Genomic DNA, 18,345 nt, shown 5'->3' on the forward strand with positions numbered 1-18,345 from the left:
GGCTTTTTTTTGTATGGCTAATCAATATATTAAGTTGTATTATCGTATAAACTAAATGTTTAACTAGGCATTATGATGATTAAAGAGCTAATTAAAGATATAAGCTACGATAAAATTTCTTTAGATCAAGCGTTAACCCGAGCTAAGCTAATTGCCTATAAAATTGATAATGATGAGTTCATAAGTTGGATAAGTAGAGAGCTAAATGGATATGATGATTTAGACATTATTCCTGAATACCGAGAATTACACTGTGACATAGTTGCTAGAGTAGAAAATCCATATAATGGTACTAGATTGGTTCCTATAGATTTGACTGAATTTGACAGAAGTATCGATGGTAATTTATATAAATTTAATTATACATTAAGTATTTTTGGCGTTGAACAGAACTTAGAAGCTGTGAAGCATTCAAACGAGCAATATGGATATATTGATTTTCCTATTGAGATAGTAAGGGATATAAGTAAGCTTGTTCAGCAAAATAATATATCTGCTGTAAGTAGAAAAATGCAATTTAGTCAGCTACATAATATATTAAGCATAACAAAGCAGAGGCTTTTAGATACATTGCTTGAACTAAATAAAGCTTTTCCAGATTTAGAAGATGAATATATGAACGATGATAAAAAAGATACAGCGAGTCAAATTATTACTACGTATATCTATGGCAATAATGCAAGTTCGAACGTTGGAGTTGGCAAGGATTTCACTCAAGGTATTAGCAATAGCTATACGGAAAAAGTAGAGCAAGTACTTAATGATTTAAGGCAGTTAGGTGTTCCAAATGAAGACATTAATGAATTAGAAGATATTATCAACAATGAGCCGGATAAAAATAAACTTGGTGCTAAGTTTCTTGCCTGGTCGTCTGCTCTCATGACAAAAGCTGTCGAAAAAGGTATAGATGTCAAAGTACCTGAGGTTTTAGATGCGATTCAAAACCTTGTAGTCTAGGATATTTAGAGTAAAAAACTATGTCCCTAAAATCCACCTTTAAAGGTTTCCTCGGTGAAACCGTCATCAACGTCGCCATGTGGCTAAAGCTTGAAAAAGACATCTATCACCGTCTAAACAATGTCACTTTGCCATTAGCCAATGGTGGTAGTACGCAAATCGATCATGTTATCGTCTCCGTATATGGCATCTTTGTGATTGAAACCAAAAACTACAAAGGTTGGATATACGGTAGCGAGAACCAAAGGCAGTGGACACAATCTTTCCCAAATGGCAGCAAATACAAATTTCAAAATCCATTGCGTCAGAACTACTTGCACATAAAGACGCTCGCTGATTTATTAGACTTGGAGCTGAGCTACTTTCATTCAATGATTGCTTTCATCGGTGAGTGCGAGCTAAAAACCCGTGATGAGCTACCCGAACACGTGTTAACAGGTGGTATGGTGTCTTATGTGAAGAAGAAGCAAGATAAAATACTCACCGAAGACGAGGTCACATCTATCGTCGAGCAGATCGAGAGCAATAAATTTAGCAAGTCATGGCGCACCAATCGCCAACACAAAGCCTATCTAAAAGATAAGCATAGCAATGCTAGCAAGAATACTGATAACCCTACACTTGAACCAATAGTTAAAGAAACTGTAAGAAGAACTCCTCTAAAAAGTAGGGAAGTACATGGATGGTCTGGTCAAACTGAGATTGAATCTAGCGAGTTACCAATTGATAGTCTAAATACTCAGCAAATAATCAAACCGCATGATATGGCTGATAAGGTTTTTCTTACGCCATTTGAGATTATAGAATATGAGTCACAGGAAGAACCTGAGATACCTAAGACGGTAGAAGATAACGTTAATCTCGTCCAAACACCAACCTGTCCAAGATGTAACGGTGAGATGGTTGAACGCATCACAAAAAAAGGCGCACGCCAAGGACAGTCCTTTTATGGGTGCGCACAGTTTCCTAAATGCCGCGGTGTGGTGAATATTACTTAGCCGTTAGTCCTTTTACCCATATATTTCTTCCAAACGCAGACAAGCCACCAGCCGACCATCCCATTCGCGCAGTTGTGGCTCGATTTCGCTGCATTGCGAGGTCGCATATGGGCAGCGTTTATGTAGAGCACAGCCGCTTGGCGGATTAAGCGGGCTTGGTAGCTCACCTTGTAGCGTCAAATCTTTCTTTTGGCCATTTACTGTGGGTGCAGCCGCCAGTAATGCGATGGTATAAGGATGCTTTGGCGCATTATAGATCGCTTCTTTGGGGCCGTGCTCGACCGCTTGACCCAAATACATCACCATCACATCATCAGCGACATGACGTACGACTGACAAGTTGTGTGAGATAAAGACGTAAGCGGTACGATACTCATCTTGCAAATCCATAAACAGATTTAAGACCTGCGCCTGAATCGATACGTCGAGCGCGGAGGTCGGCTCATCAGCGACGACAATTTTTGGATTGAGCATCATGGCACGGGCAAGGGCAATCCGCTGACGCTGACCACCCGAAAACATATGTGGAAAACGCCCAGCATGTTCGGGACGTAGACCCACGTTTCTCATCATCTCATTGATTTTGTCACGCTTTTCTTCTTTCGACAGGTTAGTATGAATATTCAACGGCTCTGTCAATTGATAGGCGATAGTATGGCGCGGATTCAAGCTACCATAAGGGTTTTGGAAGACCATTTGAATTTCGGTACGTAAGTCTTTGAGCGCCTTTCTACTATAGCCAGTGGTGGCTTCATCGTTGATAAAAAGCTCGCCCTGCGTCGGCTGCTCGATGAGTGTCAGCTGGCGGGCAAGGGTGGATTTGCCGCAGCCTGATTCACCAACGACTGCCAATGTCTTGCCAGCCTCAAGCTCAAAAGAGATACCGTTCAGCGCTTTGACGTGCGCTTTTGGTTTGCCCAATCCTTGTGATACCGGATAGTGCTTATGTAGATTGTCTGCTTTTAAAACCACTTTATTACTCATACTTGTGACTCCAAAATAGCAGCGTGAGAGATGGGGGTGCGAGCAGTAAGATCGGCATAAATGCAGCGCACTTTGCCATTTGGTGTGTCCAAAATAGGCGGCGGCACGTCACAAGCAGGCTCTTTATATGGGCAGCGAGGAGATAATAAGCACCCGCTTGGGCGATCATATTGACTTGGTACGACCCCAGGCAAGCTGTTCAATCGATCTTGTCCGATAGCCAGCTCAGGAATGGCTTGTAAGAGCGCCTCTGTATAAGGGTGTGCAGGATGTTGGAAAACCTCTGGCACGGTACTGGTTTCAACCACTTGTCCAGCATACATGACCGCGACATCACGCGAGTTTTGTGCAACAAGGCCCAAATCATGGGTAATCAAAACCATCGCCATTTGTTTTTCACGTTGTAGACGACCGAGCAAGTCCATGATCTGCGCTTGTACGGTGACATCAAGTGCGGTGGTCGGTTCATCGGCGATGAGCAGTTTTGGTTCACACGCAAGCGCCATCGCAATCATAACGCGCTGGCTCATACCGCCTGAGAGCTGATGTGGATACACTTTGAGTCGGTTTTTGGCGTCAGGCATTTCGACCAACTCTAACAGCTCTAATATGCGTGCCTGTACTGCTGCACCGCGCAAACCAAGATGCTTGCGCAGTACTTCACCCAGCTGCATCTCAACGGTAAAGCTTGGATTGAGGCAAGACATCGCATTTTGAAAGATCATAGAGATGTCTTTGCCAATGATGCCGCGTTTTTCTTTGGCAGGCATACTAATCATGTCTTTATTATCAAAGACCACTCGCTGTGCGCGAACGGTGGCAGACGGCGGCAGTAGCCCCATCAGCGCCATCATCGTGACCGACTTACCTGAGCCGGATTCACCCACGACAGCGATGACCTCACCTTGTGTGATTTTTAAAGACACATCATCTACAGCACGAAAGGCACGCTTTCCTTGACCAAAAGTGACCGACAGATTTTCGATGTCCAATAACAGCGGCGCGTCTGTTGCTGATGCACCATTCATAGAAGTATGAGCGGTAGGCGTTTTAATTAAAGTATCAGTCATCTTAGGTCACCTGCTTTAATTTAGGATCTAGCGCATCGCGTAAGCCATCACCAGTCAGGTTAATCGATAGTGCAGCCAAGAAAATAGCGACACCCGGCCAGATTGCTAGCCAAACATTACTTTGAATATATTGACGCGCCGTACCTAGCATCGCGCCCCATTCAGCATCAGGTGGCTGTACCCCAAAGCCTAAGAAACCAATCGCACCCGCTTCTAAAATAGCAGACGAAAAAATCATCGTTGCCTGTACGATGAGCGGTGCCATGCAGTTGGGTAGAATCGTGATAAATAATAAACGCAGCACACCAGCACCCATCACTTGCGAGGCGATAAAGTACTCACGTTGTAGCTCTACCATTGCGGTGGCGCGAGTCAGACGAATAAAAGGCGGCGTACAGACCAAAGCGATGGTAATAATCGTATTGGTCATAGAGGGCCCTAAGATAGCGGCAATGATGATCGCTAGTAGTAAGCTGGGGTATGACATCAAAATATCATTGACCAACATGACCGCTTTGCCCCAAACTTTGGGCCAAAAGGCAGCACTAAGTCCTAGTGAAATACCGACTAGCATCGCAAGGGTCGTCGCGCTCAGACCGATAAATAAAGAGTAACGCGCGCCATACATCACCCGAGACAAGGTATCTCGTCCAGCATCATCCGTGCCTAGCCAAAACATCGCATCACCACCACTTAAAAAGGCTGGCGGCAATTGCTCTTGACCAGTGAACAACTCATAAGGATCATGAGGCGCAATAGCAGGCGCAAGTATGGCAACTAGGACCATCAATGCCAGTACGATAAAACCAATCACGGCGCCTTTGTTTCGGCAAAACGTCGATAAAAATAGCTGCCAAGATGACGGCGGTGTGGCTGCCATCAGATTGACATCAGAGGGGAGAACAGAAGGCTTCATGAGCATTTCCTATAGTGGCTAGCGCATTGGACTCGTTTAGGTTCTCTTTCCTGATAATCATCAGAAATTTGCCAAAACCTTTGTAACCATGCAAGCGCTAATCATCACTATTTATAATGTGAGTATTTATCAATGTTGAATTAAGAAGTATGGCGAATACGTGGATTGATCAGACCATACAAAATATCAATAAATAAACTAACCAAAATCAGAGCGGTGGCGACCAATAAAATACCGTTTTGTACAATAGGGTAGTCACGAGTGAAAAACCCATCGAGTAGCCAATTACCAACGCCTGGCCAACTAAAGATAGTCTCGGTAATAATGGCACCTGCGAGCAATGTTGCCATCTGTAGGCCAACGACTGTAACCACAGTAATCAAGGCGTTACGCATTACGTGGACTAGTATCACTCGGCGTGGAGATAAACCTTTGGCTCGCGCTGTACGCACGTAATCCTCATCTAGTACCTCTAGCATCGCAGAGCGTGTCATCCGTGCAATCATCGCTAACGGAATGGTCGATAGAGCAATAGAGGGCAATATAAAGTGTTTGACCACGTTCCAAAACGCGCCAGGTTCTCCCGAGCTTAGTGAGCCGAGTAACCATGAGCCATACAGTGGCTGCACATCTAAAAACTGTGCGACAGATATCACACCAGCGACGGGCAGTAGACCTAAATAATGAGCGAAGATACCAGTCAGGATGGGACCTAGTAAATAGATGGGCATAGAGTAACCTGCCAACGCGCCTGACATTAGGGTGTAATCAATCCATGTACCACGGCGCAGGGCAGCAAAGATGCCTAAGCTGACACCAATGACACTAGCGATGACAATAGCGCATAATGCTAACTCTAAAGTAGGAACAAAATGGGCAAAGAAGTCTTGCAATACGGGCGTACGAGTACGAAAAGACTGACCAAAATCACCTGTTAGGATGCCAGTCAAATAATCCCAATACTGGGCAACGAGTGGTTTGTCTAATCCTAGCCTTTCTAAGGCACGAGCATGTAGCTCTGGATCGACCATACGCTCGCCCATCATAATCTCTACCGCATCTCCAGGTACGAGACGAATCAGAGTAAAAGTCGATAGCGTTAGGCCAAGATAGACGGGTATTAAAATGGCAATACGACGCAGAATATAAAGTAGCATGGGCTGCTCAATAGTTGTGGTTCAATGATTAGAGTATTAGCGATAATGAAGAGATCCGTGACAAAGCGCTTAATTCATATTGTTCATATCATTTATATAAATTCGGCTGGAGCAGAGTATCTGACCCAGCCGCACTTATATGAATGAATAAAATGAATAAATTGCTTACGTCGTAACGGAATTAATCAGTCAAGGTTATTCAACTTTTACACCATCGAAGCGTATTGAGCCAAGTGGGCTGATTTTATAATCGACAACGTTTGGTGCGGTGAATACGGTCACTACCGAGTGTGCCATTGTTGTCCAAGGAAGCTGCTCTTTGAATATCTGCTGAGCTTGCTCATATTCACTGACACGCTCATCTTGATTGTTAATCTGACGGGCATTGGTCACCAAATTATCGAAGTCTTTGTTACACCAGCGCGAGTAGTTGTTACCACCGACCGCGTCACAAGACAATAACGAACCAAGCCAGTTGTCTGGATCACCATTATCGCCAGTCCAACCTGCTAGAATGACATCAGGCTCGCCTTTAGCAGCGCGTTTTAGGTACTCGCCCCACTCATAAGTCACAAGTTTGGTATCGACGCCAATCTTCGCCCAATCGGCTTGTAGCATTTCAGCCATTAGCTTGGCATTTGGGTTGTACGGACGCTGAACTGGCATATACCACAGATTTATAGAAAGATTATCCGCGCCAGCTTCTTTGATTAGTGCTTTTGCCTTTTCGACGTCGTAAGGCGCATCTTTAAGTGACTCATCATAGCCCCACTGCGTTGGCGGCATTGGGTTGGTTGCCTTGAGGCCTTCGCTCTGATAAACCGCATTGATAATAGCGTCTTTGTTGATCGCCATATCTAATGCTTGACGCACTTTAAGATCGCTCAGTTGAGGTTTTTCTACGTTATAACCGACATAGCCGACGTTGAAGCCAGGCTGATCCAGAACGGTGGCTTTACCTGATTTTTTAACAGATTCGATTTCGGCAGGTTTTGGATAAGCGGACACGTGACATTCGCCAGCTTGCACTTTTTGAGCACGAACAGCTGAATCTTTAGTGATGACAAACACTAAGTTGTCGATATAGATGTCGTCTTTATTCCAATAGTCTGGATTCTTGGTATAACGAATTTGTGCGTCTTTTTGATAAGAAGTAAAGACGAAAGGTCCAGTACCGACGGGCTTAGTATTGATATCAGCAGCATTGCCAGAGGCTAGCAATTGATCTGCGTACTCAGCAGAACCAATATAAGCAAAAGGCATCGCTAGGTTCTGTAGGAACGGCGCATTGGTTTCGCTAAGGGTGATTTTTACCGTATAGTCGTCAATCTTTTCGATATTAGAGATAATATCAGGTAGTCCCATGCCGACCGAATATGGGAATTCAGCAGGATAAGCTTTGTTAAATTCAAAGTCTGGGTCAGTGATACGTTCTAGCGTAAAGACAATATCATCCGCGTTGAAATCGCGAGTTGGAGTAAAGTAGTCAGTTGTACCGAACTTAACCCCTTTACGTAGATTAAAGGTATAAGTCTTGCCGTCTTCGCTAATATCCCAGCTCTCCGCAAGTCCTGGTTGAATCTCAGTCTCCGCTCTTTTGAATTCTACCAAGCCATTATAAATAGGGAAGGCACTCGCATCAAAATCCGTACCTGAAGTATATTGCGCTGGATCGAATCCAGCAGGGCTACCTTCTGAGCAATAGAGCAATGTTTTGGCGGCTTTGGCATCTGAGCTAGCAGCAGAATCGTCGGTGGTCTTGTTGTCTCCACTACAGGCGCTGATACCTAAGACAAACGTCGCCAACATTGTAAGTTTGAAGAGTGATTTTTGCATTATTACATCCTATGTAATGGTAGGTAGGTACTCATCTATCCATATGTTCGTACTCGAGCATGAATACGATGAGAAAGCGTTTAATGACCTCTAAAGTATCTATCTATGCAGTATTTTATATATACAAAATAAAACATATTAAAGGTTGTTATAACTTTAAATTATATAGATGGAAACTAAAAATATAAATAAGTCGTTCGAATATACTCTCTTAATCTGTGATAATGCAAGCTATAAATAGACTAATTTTGATAAAAAATGCACGGTTTTACTGTATTTAGCATAAATAAGATGTTAAATACTAGATTGTATTATTTTTTGTTTATTCATTCTAAGTAGCAAAGAGACACGCTTTTAAATTGCTAACCAGTTACAATTTTACTAGGTGTAAACAATTAGAAATAATAAAGTTATGTCTCTTTAAAGCAATCAGCTATAAGCCGTTTGTCCAATGCAGCATTAAACAGGGCTATGATTCATTTTAATGAGATCGGCTATTTTTTCGGCAATCATGATAGTTGGCGCATTGGTATTGGCGCTAATAAGCGTTGGCATCACTGAAGCGTCGATAACTCGTAGTCCGCTCACACCTCGTACCTTCAACTCCAAATCAACCACAGAGCTGTCATCTGATCCCATGCGGCAAGTGCCTACTGGGTGATAGATGGTATCTGACTTATTGCGGATATAGCCGAGCATGCCATCTTTTTCGAGGTAAGGGGCAGGGTAGTCTTCAGTGATGTACTTTGCGAGTGCAGACTCTTGCATAATGGCGCGAGTACGCTCGGCACCGGCAACCATATACTCTACGTCTTTCGGGTGTGACAGATAGTTTGGATCGATTAAGACAGCATCGGAGGGGTCGGCTGAGTCCAATCTGACAGTACCTCGACTTTCAGGCCGTAAGTAACAACTGTGACAAGAGACAGCGAAGCCGCGTCTGAGATCACGGCCATGCTCTATCACGCGCGAGATGACAAAGTGCAGCTGGGTATTTGGCCACTCTTTTGGGTCATCACCGACGCTAAAGAACGCACCTGCCTCTGCATAGTTGGTAGACAGCAGCCCTGTACCGTCTCTTCTCCACTGCCGAATACTTTTGGTCAATGTCGAAATCGATGCCATGCCAATACCGATGACGTCAGTAGTATTGACCTCGTAATCAAAGACGACGTCTAAATGATCCTGCAAATTACCACCGACTTCAGGTGCATCTACCACCACATCGATACCATGAGACTGCAAATGCTCTGCAGGACCAATACCTGAGAGCATCAGGACTTTGGGCGAACCAAATGCGCCACCTGATAGTAGGACTTCATGACGCGCCGTGACAGTATGTTCGACACCGTCTTTTTCGTAGACGACGCCTGTCGCTTGATTGTCTTCGATAATGACGCGGTTAGCCTGCGCATGAGTGATGACAGTTAGGTTGGAGCGGTTTTGGACAGGATGTAGATAGGCGGCCGCGGCAGAGCAGCGTTGGCCTTGTTTTTCACCATGGAAATGAGTGACTTGATACAATCCTGTACCGTCTTGCTTTTCGCTATTAAAGTCGGTGTTATGATCTAGGCCATTGGCAATCGCAGCTTCTACGAATGCTTTTGAGATGTCTCGTGGACTGAGTAGGTCGCTAACATGCAGCGGCCCGCTATCGCCATGTAGGTCATCGCTACCACGAACGTTATTTTCAGCTTTGATAAAGTAGGGAAGTACATCGTCAAATCCCCAGCCAGTACAGCCTTGCTCTACCCAGCGCTCATAATCTAGCTTACTACCGCGCGTATAGATCATGGCATTGATCGCTGATGAGCCGCCCAGACATTGTCCACGCGGCTGAAAACCTTTACGGTTATTAAGGTGCTCTTGCGGGGTGGTGTGAAAGCACCAATTGTTTAATTTAAGCGGTTTACCAGGAACCATCAGAATCAGTCCAGCAGGCACGCGTACTGCTAGATCTTTGCCATCACCGCCGTACTCTAATAAACAGACACTGATATCTGGGTTTTCAGTGAGACGGCTGGCGAGCACGCAACCTGCTGATCCACCACCGACGATGACATAGTCAAATGTTGTGTCAAATTCCATTTTATATTCCTTATAGCATCCATGCTAATTAAAATAGGGTACGCTTTACAGTAACTATTATTCTGCTGAAATAATAAAATAAAAATGACTCTGCGGTATCTGTTTGCGTCAATATCGTAGGACAAGCTAAGACTGTTATATTCGGTATGTTATTTAAAATTAATGCTACTTAATGTTGCGTCAAACGTCCTTATATCGCACAGATTTCTGAGCGTACGATAAAGCGTTTGCCTTCAGGGATTTCTAACGAAAAGCTCGCACCGCGACCATTGACGACATCAATGGTGAGATCGGTATGCTGCCATAGATTGTACTGTGCCTTACCCATATAAAATGGACAGCCAGCAAGCTCACCAACCAACACATCCTGACCACCCACTTTGAACTCTCCTAATGGATAGCACATGGGCGAGCTACCGTCACAGCAGCCACCTGATTGATGAAACATCAGCTCACCGTGCTTAGATTTCAATAGCTCAATTAACGCTTTACAAGATTCTGTTGCTGCCAGTTTCATATCGTACTCCTTCTTATGGCCCATCCATGGTTTATATAATTGCTCTCTAGTATCAGTATGCCACAGTCAAATCAAAAAGGTCGCATCATCTTCAGACACATCACAACTGGCATATGACTAAAAAGATACGACCTTCGGCTGATAATTGACAGTTGGAATAACTATGTAATAAGCTTATAACACTGTCATTTTACTATCCGTTATTGATTATAGTCGATGACGATACGACCTTCGATTTTGCCATTACGCATCCGCTCAAAAATATCATTGATGTTCTCTAACGGCTCAGCTTTGACGGTCGCTTTGACTTTGCCAGCCGCTGCCATATCTAGCGACTCTTGTAAGTCAAGACGTGTGCCAACGATAGAGCCGCGTATGGTGATACCATTGAGTACAGTATCAAAGATTGACACCGGGAAGTCGCCAGTGGGGAGCCCGTTACATACTAAAGTACCACCGCGACGTAACATGCTTAAGGCTTGATCAAAAGCTTTTGATGATACTGCAGTGACTAACACGCCATGAGCGCCACCGATTTTTTCTTGTAGCAACTCGCCTGGGTCTGTATTTTTGGCATTTACCGTCACTGTTGCCCCCAGCTTTTTGGCGAATTCAAGTTTTTCGTCATCAATATCAACAGCAGCAACATTGAGCCCCATGGCAATGGCATATTGTACAGCCATGTGACCAAGGCCGCCGATACCTGAAATAACAACCCAGTCGCCTGGCTTGGTGTCGGTCATTTTAAGACCTTTATATACCGTGACGCCCGCACATAAAACAGGGGCAATCTCAATGGAGTCGACACTCTCAGGAATAATGCCAACATAGTTGGCATCTGCAAGGACGTATTCTGCAAAGCTACCGTTCACTGAGTAACCAGAGTTTTCTTGCTTTTTACATAAGGTTTCCCAGCCACCCAAGCAATGCGTACAGTGACCACAAGCAGAGTATAGCCATGGCACACCAACGCGATCACCTGCTTTGACATGAGTTACGCCGTCACCGACCGCCGTGATCACGCCAACACCTTCATGACCTGGGATAAATGGCGGGCTTGGCTTAACAGGCCAGTCCCCCTCAACTGCATGTAAATCAGTATGACAGACGCCTGAGGCGTGCATTTTGACAACTATTTGCCCAGCACCTGCGGTTGGAATGTCGACTTCTTCGATTTTTAAGTCTTGACCGAACTCATGTAATACAGCGGCTTTCATTTTGTTAGTCATAATAAGCTCTCTTTTATGGGTGATTGATAAATGTTGATATAAAAAGTTGTTGCGATATTGCATTCAAAATATGCAAACACCTTATTTTGAACGCAAGACTGCTACAAATTTTTCCTGCTGTGCGCCTAAGCGCATTAGAGGATATAAAAATTCGTCTCAGTTTTTTATTTAGATCGTTGTAGCGAGCGGGCTATGTAACACTTGTGATAACCCGCTCCATGATTAGCAATGATGGTTTAGAAGAAGCCCATTTTTTTAGGGCTGTACGACACCAGCATGTTTTTGGTTTGCTGATAGTGGTCGAGCATCATTAAATGGTTTTCACGTCCGATACCAGATTGTTTGTAACCACCGAACGCCGAATGTGATGGATAAATATGATAGCAGTTGGTCCATACGCGGCCTGCTTGGATACCACGGCCGAAGCGATATGCCTTGTGTACGCTACGTGTCCATACGCCAGCGCCTAAACCATACAAGGTGTCATTGGCAATCTGCATGGCTTCGTCATCGTCTTTAAAAGTAGTCACGGCAAGGACAGGTCCAAAGATCTCTTCTTGGAACACGCGCATATCGTTGGTGCCCTCAAAGATCGTTGGTTTGACGTAGTAACCGTCTGTCAAGTCGCCATCGTGCTTGGCTTGTTCGCCGCCGACGAGCACTTTTGCGCCTTCTTTTTTACCGATATCAAGATAAGATAGAATTTTCTCTAATTGATCTGAGCTGGCTTGCGCGCCAATCATGGTGTCGGTATCTAATGGGTTACCCATCTTGATGGCTTCAACGCGGGCGATACAGCGTTTGATGAACTCATCATAGATGCTCTCATGAACGAGTGCCCGCGATGGACAGGTGCAGATTTCACCTTGGTTCAGTGCAAACATCACTAGACCTTCGACCGCTTTGTCCAAGAAGTCATCGTCCTCATCCATAACATCGGCAAAGAAGATGTTAGGGCTTTTGCCACCAAGCTCTAACGTCACTGGAATGATATTTTCGCTCGCGTACTGCATAATGAGGCGACCAGTCGTGGTCTCACCTGTAAAGGCAACTTTATTGATACGAGGGTTTGAGGCAAGTGGTTTACCCGCTTCGACACCAAAGCCATTGACGACGTTTAGCACGCCCTTTGGCAAAATGTCAGCGATACCGATGGTCTCTAACATGAACAGAATAGAAACTGGCGTTTGTTCGGCTGGCTTTAGAACGACACAGTTACCAGCAGCAAGGGCAGGTGCTAGCTTCCATACGGCCATTAGGATAGGAAAGTTCCAAGGAATGATTTGACCGACGACACCAAGTGGCTCATGAAAATGATAAGCTACAGTGTCTTCGTCAATCTGACTGATACCGCCTTCTTGTGCGCGAATGGCGCTGGCAAAATAACGGAAGTGATCAATGGCTAGAGGGATGTCGGCTGCGAGTGTCTCACGAACAGGTTTGCCGTTTTCGTAACATTCGGCAATCGCAATCGCTTCTAGGTTGGCTTCCATGCTGTCAGCAATTTTGAGTAACAAGTTGGCACGTTCAGTAACACTGGTCTTGCCCCAAGCATCTTTGGTAGCATGCGCCGCGTCTAGGGCTTTTTCGATATCGGCTTCTTTTGAGCGGGCTACTTGGCAAATAGTTTTACCATCGATGGGGCTTGTGTTATCAAAATACTCTCCATCGATAGGAGCGGTCCACTCACCATTAATAAAGTTATCGTATTTTTCGCGGAACTGAACAGGGCTACCTTCCGTATTGGGATTTGCATACAGCATGAAACACTCCTTGTTGTGTTGTTTGTTTTATCGGATAATACAAGCGCAATTTTATCTATCCTAATATCTGTTATCGCAAAACAATATCAGTTGATGTTGTGATTGATTAACATCAATTGCTCTCTGTACACGTTTCATACTACTCGGCTTCTGCTGATAATCATACTAAAATTTTATAATGACTGATGAGTTAACACATAACAGGAAGTTTGCTTTAATGGCCATGATTTTATTGCTGTAAAGCCTAGAATGCATAGGCTTGGTATTTATGATCAAAGCAGATACTTTACGGACAAAATTAAAAGATAAGCTATTGATTTTTTGCATTTATAAAAAATAAAGCATTTTTTATCTATATTCTATTGACAATTGTTTATTTTATTGTCGATACCTCAAGGTTGCACAGCCCGCAAATTTTAGGTGATTTTAGGCAAATGTTGCGTTTTTTTCCATTATGATGATGGTTTTATTATTCTCTTTTTTCACATTACTGGCTGGTTTGAATCTATGCGTCAATCTTCTGCTCTCGATATCTTAAAAACAGGTCAAAATGTCTTTTTAACGGGCTCAGCAGGCTCAGGTAAGACCTATACGCTCAATCAATATATTGATTATCTACGCGCTCGCCGTGTGCCTGTTGCGGTGACTGCCAGTACCGGTATTGCTGCCACACACATGAACGGCACAACGATTCATAGTTGGTCGGGTATTGGTATCAAGGATGAGCTGTCTGATCGAGATTTGACAAATTTATCACGCAAGCAGTTCTTAGCAGACAGACTAAAAGACACGGCTGTGTTGGTCATCGATGAGATATCAATGCTACATGCTAAGCAGCTTAACTTGGTCAGCCAAGTGCTCAAACATATTCGCAAAAATGACAAAGCGTTTGGTGGTATTCAGGTGGTAGTCGCAGGAGACTTTTTTCAGTTACCACCGATTGGCAGTAAAGGTGAGACGAATCGTGAAAAGTTCGCCTTTATGTCCGAAGCGTGGCTCGATGCCAAATTCCATATTTGCTACTTGTCTGAGCAGCATCGTCAAGTCAGCGAGGCAGCCAATGGCGGTCTGGATTTAGACGATATTCTTAATCAAATTCGTCGTCAGGAAGTGACCTTTGAGGCGATTGCCGCTTTAGAAGCGACGTATGACCAAAGCGTCGATATTAAGCGTACTCGTCTGTATACCCACAATCTCAATGTCAATAAAATCAATGACAAAGAACTGGCGTCTCTAGATGGCGATATGATGCGTTTTGAGGCGACGGCAACAGGCGATAGTAAGCTGGTTGAAACGCTAAAAAAGACCGTGCGTACCCAAGACGAGCTGATTCTAAAAGTCGGCGCCAAGGTAATGTTTATCAAAAACAATGCTGAGCTTGGTGTCTCTAACGGAACGATGGGCGAGTTGATTGGGTTTGCTGCTGTCAAGATAGAGGATAAAGACAGTAGTGACGCGTTAATCGAAGACGATAGCAGCGATGACGTTGATGAAGAGGCTGCTGGCGAAAAAACGACAAAAGGTAAGAAGTCCGCTGCTAAAAAAGACAAAGAAAAACCAAAGTCGAAGAAACCAACGACCCAGAAAATGCCTGTCGTGCGGCTTAATTCAGGACGAGAAGTCATCGCTGAGCCTGAAGAGTGGATTATCGAAGATGAAACGGGTGATGTGCTAGCAAGTTATTTACAAGTGCCACTCTGTCTAGCATGGGCGATTACCATCCATAAATCCCAGGGCATGACCCTCGATGCAGCTGAAATCGATTTATCGCGTACTTTTGAGTTGGGACAAGGCTATGTGGCATTATCACGCCTCAAGTCGCTATCTGGCCTACAGCTGCTTGGTATGAACGACATGAGCTTGCAACTCGATCCATTGGCTCGCGGCGCAGATAAGCGGTTTTTGGTACTGTCTGAAGAAGCGGATGCTAATTATGCGATGCTAGATGAAGAAAGTATGCAGCAGGCACATGAAAAATTCGTGCTGAAGTCAGGTGGGACATTGAGCAAGTCGGTAATCGATGCCTATGCCACGCTACAAAACAAACGCCGCGAACAACAGCAAGCGAAAATCGATAAAAAACAGAAATTAGGTAATCAGGTCTCTGATAAGTCAGAAAGCACCTTGCGTGCAACCCGAGTGTTATTGGAGGAGAGTTTGACCATTGCGGAGATTTCAGAAGCACGTCAATTGTCACAATCGACCATCATGCGCCATATCGGTGAGCTAAAATCACAAGATCTGAGTCTTGCCTGCGATCATCTGCGTCCAGATGATGAGGTGATGACAGCCGTAGGTAATGCCTATGTCGCCATTAAAGTCGCCAATAATCCAAATGACTTTAATGATGATGGTAGCATCAAGCTGCGTCCGATATATGATCATCTCAAGCAAAGCATTGACTACAATACCATTCGCCTCGCATTGATTTTTATCACTCCATAGTTTTGCTGCTTATAATTTTATTGCCTATAACTTTGTCACCTTTATTTTTATAGGCTTTATTTTTGCTATTTCTTAGTATTTAGCAATCATTAGCGCACTCAACGTGATAACGCTCAGTTTTTACCCCCATTTATAGCGATACCCTTTATGTCCGATGTTATGCCTGATTTTTCGAGCGCTACTTACCAATTGACCTCTGACCCGACAGCGGCGACGTTCCGTACTACTGGTGAGCACACACAGCCACTGAGAGTCGCTATCAATGGCTTTGGTCGTATAGGGCGCAATGTACTTCGTGCTTTGCTAGAGCGCTTCGAAGTGTTAGGTCGTGCGATTCATGTAGTGGCAATTAATGATTTGGCGCCAGCGGATATCTTATTACATTTATTAAAATTTGATAGCACCCATGGCCGCCTCAGTCGATTAGGGGTCAATGCTGAGATTGTAGAGAGTGAGTCAGGTGATACGAGCAAGACCGAACTCTGTCTGACTAAGAACAACTTAACTTATTGCATCAATATGCTATCAGAGCCTGATCCAAAAAATTTACCTTGGCAGGCTCTGGGTGTTGATGTGGTTTTAGAATGTACTGGGCATTTTCGCTCGTATGAGCAAGCGACGCTACATATCGATGCTGGCGCGCAGCAAGTAATTATCGGTGCCGCGCCATTTGACGATGTGGATGCCTGTATCGTCATGGGCGTGAATACCGATGCGCTTACGCTTGAGCTACCGATTATTTCTAGTGTTTCTTGCACCACGCAGGCATTGGTACCATTGATTGATACGCTAGATAAAGCGTTTGGTGTGCAGTCCGCCATGATGACAGAGATTCATGCAGTTACTGCTGATCAGACAGTGCTAGATCAAGCACATCGAGACCCAAGACGGGCGCGCGCTTCTGGCTATAATATTATCCCAACAACATCCAGTAGTATCGCTGCGACAGAGCGGGTGCTACCAGCCATGGTCGGCAAGATAAACGGACATTCGATACGAGTGCCAACTATCGACGTGGCTGCGATTGATGTCACCTTTGTGTTTGATACGCCAGATGTCGATGTCGAGACAGTACGAGAAGTACTCAAATCTGCCAGTCAAGCGCATTTGCATGACATCATGGCTTATACCGATGAGCCATTGGTATCTAGTGACTTTATCCATCAGACTGAGTCGCTTATCATTGATGGTCAGCAGCTTATGCAAGTAGGTGGTCAATATAAGGTTTTTGCATGGTACGATAATGAATGGGGCTATGCCAATAGGCTGCTCGATATGTGCTTACATCTGGCCTCAAGCAAGCGATAATGCACCAATTTACAAGTATTCGAAAATTAATTGAATTTTTTTAGTTTAGGGGCTTGCATTATAAAATGATATCTATATAATGATGCACCAATGGAGACGTGGCAGAGCGGTTGAATGCACCGGTCTTGAAAACCGACAAGGGTTAATAGCCCTTCGAGAGTTCGAATCTCTCCGTCTCCGCCAAATTCGAAAAAGCCCCAATCAGCAATGATTGGGGCTTTTTTTTATGGTATTGATAAAAGTATTAATTAGCCCCTTCTACTTCTATAAAATCCTCAATAGTAGGTTGTACAGCTACTTCACTACTTCACCAAAGAATTTTCAAATTCAATTGTCTGATCGTCTACTAAGGTAAGCGTACCTTTATTAATCTCGATAGTGATGCCACTAGCATTTTTGATAGCACGCATGACATTGATATCCTCAATGCTGCTTTCAATAATGATCTTGCCGGATTGTTCTGGTGCGATAGGTGGATCAAACGTTGTCAAAGGCACATTAAAGTTTTTGCCCTTTGTCAGATTGGCATCCTTCATGGTTAGCGTCCCTTTAAAGCCTTTTATCGCGCCTTTGCCATGATTGGATAGCATAAACTGCATTTTGACTTGATTTAAGCTATCGCTATCACTGGTTTTCACTGGGAGCAGGGCGACAGGATACATCTGTGCAGTAGCGTTCGCCGCCTGACCTTTGACGATTGGGCTTTTCTTACCTGTTGGGTTGTTTGGATGCAGACGTTCATATTCACGCTGTTGTATTAGCGCTTGCTTGATAGTGGTACGCGGCATGGCTCCTGATTCATAAGCGTCGCTCAATTTCATACGCAGCATATATCGGCTGAGTACTTGTTGATCGGCCTCAGACAACTGCTCAAAAGTTTGCCCTAACTTTTTTTGCCATTGGTCAGAATCTGTCGGTATCGTTGTTTTACTTGGATCAGTCTGCGGCGATGAGCAGCCAGTCGCAATCACTAGCATTGCTACCGTCATGGTTGAAAACAAAGTTTTGTTGAAACGCTGATGTAAGCCCGTCATCGTACCCCTCCTTGCAGATCTTTATTATGTTGAAACCTTATAA

14 protein-coding genes and 1 tRNA gene are annotated in these 18,345 nt (G+C 44.3%); 5 read left to right on the forward strand and 10 right to left on the reverse strand.

The annotated features are described in order from the left end of the window. Nucleotides 1-72: 72 nt before the first annotated feature. Both CXF60_RS13020 and CXF60_RS13025 read left to right on the forward strand, forming a co-directional pair. Entirely contained in the window at nucleotides 73-957 is an 885-nt protein-coding gene (locus CXF60_RS13020; RefSeq protein ID WP_145990215.1) for an AbiTii domain-containing protein, read from the forward strand. 20 nt (nucleotides 958-977) lie between these two features. After that, nucleotides 978-1,955: an NERD domain-containing protein gene (locus CXF60_RS13025; protein WP_102092271.1), complete on the forward strand. Its 978-nt coding sequence runs from the start codon at nucleotides 978-980 to the stop codon at nucleotides 1,953-1,955. Nucleotides 1,956-1,967: 12 nt separating this feature from the next. On the opposite strand, the gene CXF60_RS13030 is transcribed toward CXF60_RS13025, so the two are convergent. The 9 genes from CXF60_RS13030 to CXF60_RS13070 all read right to left on the reverse strand — a co-directional run bounded on the left by CXF60_RS13030 (nucleotide 1,968) and on the right by CXF60_RS13070 (nucleotide 13,515). Then, on the reverse strand, nucleotides 1,968-2,939 hold the full coding sequence (locus CXF60_RS13030; RefSeq protein ID WP_102092272.1) for a peptide ABC transporter ATP-binding protein: 972 nt from the start codon (nucleotides 2,937-2,939) through the stop codon (nucleotides 1,968-1,970). Continuing rightward, a complete protein-coding gene (locus CXF60_RS13035; protein ID WP_102092273.1) occupies nucleotides 2,936-4,009 on the reverse strand; it encodes an ABC transporter ATP-binding protein in 1,074 nt (357 codons plus the stop codon). Before CXF60_RS13035 ends, CXF60_RS13030 begins: the two co-directional genes overlap by 4 nt. Before the next feature lies 1 nt (nucleotide 4,010). Then, nucleotides 4,011-4,925, reverse strand: a complete 915-nt coding sequence (locus CXF60_RS13040; protein WP_102092274.1) for an ABC transporter permease — start codon at nucleotides 4,923-4,925, stop codon at nucleotides 4,011-4,013. A 140-nt stretch (nucleotides 4,926-5,065) separates the two neighbouring features. Continuing rightward, nucleotides 5,066-6,082, reverse strand: a complete 1,017-nt coding sequence (locus CXF60_RS13045; protein WP_057761126.1) for an ABC transporter permease — start codon at nucleotides 6,080-6,082, stop codon at nucleotides 5,066-5,068. A 195-nt stretch (nucleotides 6,083-6,277) separates the two neighbouring features. Further along, a complete protein-coding gene (locus tag CXF60_RS13050) occupies nucleotides 6,278-7,918 on the reverse strand; it encodes an ABC transporter substrate-binding protein (RefSeq protein WP_102092275.1) in 1,641 nt (546 codons plus the stop codon). A 459-nt stretch (nucleotides 7,919-8,377) separates the two neighbouring features. Next, nucleotides 8,378-10,006 carry a GMC family oxidoreductase gene (locus CXF60_RS13055; protein WP_102092276.1) on the reverse strand — a complete coding sequence of 543 codons (1,629 nt, stop codon included), beginning with the start codon at nucleotides 10,004-10,006 and terminating at the stop codon, nucleotides 8,378-8,380. Nucleotides 10,007-10,196: 190 nt separating this feature from the next. Then, nucleotides 10,197-10,523: a DUF779 domain-containing protein gene (locus tag CXF60_RS13060; RefSeq protein WP_101206326.1), complete on the reverse strand. Its 327-nt coding sequence runs from the start codon at nucleotides 10,521-10,523 to the stop codon at nucleotides 10,197-10,199. A gap of 200 nt (nucleotides 10,524-10,723) precedes the next feature. Then, complete coding sequence (gene adhP, locus CXF60_RS13065; RefSeq protein ID WP_178379299.1) at nucleotides 10,724-11,752, reverse strand: alcohol dehydrogenase AdhP; 1,029 nt, start codon at nucleotides 11,750-11,752, stop codon at nucleotides 10,724-10,726. A gap of 236 nt (nucleotides 11,753-11,988) precedes the next feature. Beyond that, nucleotides 11,989-13,515 carry an acetaldehyde dehydrogenase ExaC gene (locus CXF60_RS13070; protein WP_102092277.1) on the reverse strand — a complete coding sequence of 509 codons (1,527 nt, stop codon included), beginning with the start codon at nucleotides 13,513-13,515 and terminating at the stop codon, nucleotides 11,989-11,991. Nucleotides 13,516-14,022: 507 nt separating this feature from the next. On the opposite strand from CXF60_RS13070, the gene CXF60_RS13075 reads away from it, so the two are divergent. The 3 genes from CXF60_RS13075 (at nucleotide 14,023) to CXF60_RS13085 (ending at nucleotide 17,451) form a co-directional block, all read left to right on the forward strand. Continuing rightward, nucleotides 14,023-15,960 carry an AAA family ATPase gene (locus tag CXF60_RS13075; RefSeq protein ID WP_102092278.1) on the forward strand — a complete coding sequence of 646 codons (1,938 nt, stop codon included), beginning with the start codon at nucleotides 14,023-14,025 and terminating at the stop codon, nucleotides 15,958-15,960. Nucleotides 15,961-16,119: 159 nt separating this feature from the next. Beyond that, nucleotides 16,120-17,268: a type I glyceraldehyde-3-phosphate dehydrogenase gene (locus CXF60_RS13080; protein ID WP_102092310.1), complete on the forward strand. Its 1,149-nt coding sequence runs from the start codon at nucleotides 16,120-16,122 to the stop codon at nucleotides 17,266-17,268. Nucleotides 17,269-17,360: 92 nt separating this feature from the next. Then, nucleotides 17,361-17,451 (forward strand) — tRNA-Ser (locus CXF60_RS13085). Nucleotides 17,452-17,570: 119 nt separating this feature from the next. Here CXF60_RS13085 and CXF60_RS13090 read toward each other — a convergent pair. After that, on the reverse strand, nucleotides 17,571-18,302 hold the full coding sequence (locus CXF60_RS13090) for a hypothetical protein (protein WP_102092279.1): 732 nt from the start codon (nucleotides 18,300-18,302) through the stop codon (nucleotides 17,571-17,573). Between the last annotated feature and the right edge of the window lie 43 nt (nucleotides 18,303-18,345).

Source organism: Psychrobacter sp. 4Bb (assembly GCF_002836735.1).
Classification (GTDB): Bacteria; Pseudomonadota; Gammaproteobacteria; order Pseudomonadales; family Moraxellaceae; genus Psychrobacter.

What these genes read in the sequence shown, in the direction of transcription:
- CXF60_RS13040 (WP_102092274.1), bottom strand. Translation starts at nt 4,925, where the DNA reads ATGAAGCCTTCTGTTCTCCCCTCTGATGTCAATCTGATGGCAGCCACA.
- CXF60_RS13080 (WP_102092310.1), top strand. Translation starts at nt 16,120, where the DNA reads ATGCCTGATTTTTCGAGCGCTACTTACCAATTGACCTCTGACCCGACA.
- CXF60_RS13035 (WP_102092273.1), bottom strand. Translation starts at nt 4,009, where the DNA reads ATGACTGATACTTTAATTAAAACGCCTACCGCTCATACTTCTATGAAT.
- CXF60_RS13075 (WP_102092278.1), top strand. Translation starts at nt 14,023, where the DNA reads ATGCGTCAATCTTCTGCTCTCGATATCTTAAAAACAGGTCAAAATGTC.
- CXF60_RS13060 (WP_101206326.1), bottom strand. Translation starts at nt 10,523, where the DNA reads ATGAAACTGGCAGCAACAGAATCTTGTAAAGCGTTAATTGAGCTATTG.
- CXF60_RS13020 (WP_145990215.1), top strand. Translation starts at nt 73, where the DNA reads ATGATGATTAAAGAGCTAATTAAAGATATAAGCTACGATAAAATTTCT.
- adhP (WP_178379299.1), bottom strand. Translation starts at nt 11,752, where the DNA reads ATGACTAACAAAATGAAAGCCGCTGTATTACATGAGTTCGGTCAAGAC.
- CXF60_RS13090 (WP_102092279.1), bottom strand. Translation starts at nt 18,302, where the DNA reads ATGACGGGCTTACATCAGCGTTTCAACAAAACTTTGTTTTCAACCATG.
- CXF60_RS13030 (WP_102092272.1), bottom strand. Translation starts at nt 2,939, where the DNA reads ATGAGTAATAAAGTGGTTTTAAAAGCAGACAATCTACATAAGCACTAT.
- CXF60_RS13055 (WP_102092276.1), bottom strand. Translation starts at nt 10,006, where the DNA reads ATGGAATTTGACACAACATTTGACTATGTCATCGTCGGTGGTGGATCA.
- CXF60_RS13050 (WP_102092275.1), bottom strand. Translation starts at nt 7,918, where the DNA reads ATGCAAAAATCACTCTTCAAACTTACAATGTTGGCGACGTTTGTCTTA.
- CXF60_RS13045 (WP_057761126.1), bottom strand. Translation starts at nt 6,082, where the DNA reads ATGCTACTTTATATTCTGCGTCGTATTGCCATTTTAATACCCGTCTAT.
- CXF60_RS13070 (WP_102092277.1), bottom strand. Translation starts at nt 13,515, where the DNA reads ATGCTGTATGCAAATCCCAATACGGAAGGTAGCCCTGTTCAGTTCCGC.
- CXF60_RS13025 (WP_102092271.1), top strand. Translation starts at nt 978, where the DNA reads ATGTCCCTAAAATCCACCTTTAAAGGTTTCCTCGGTGAAACCGTCATC.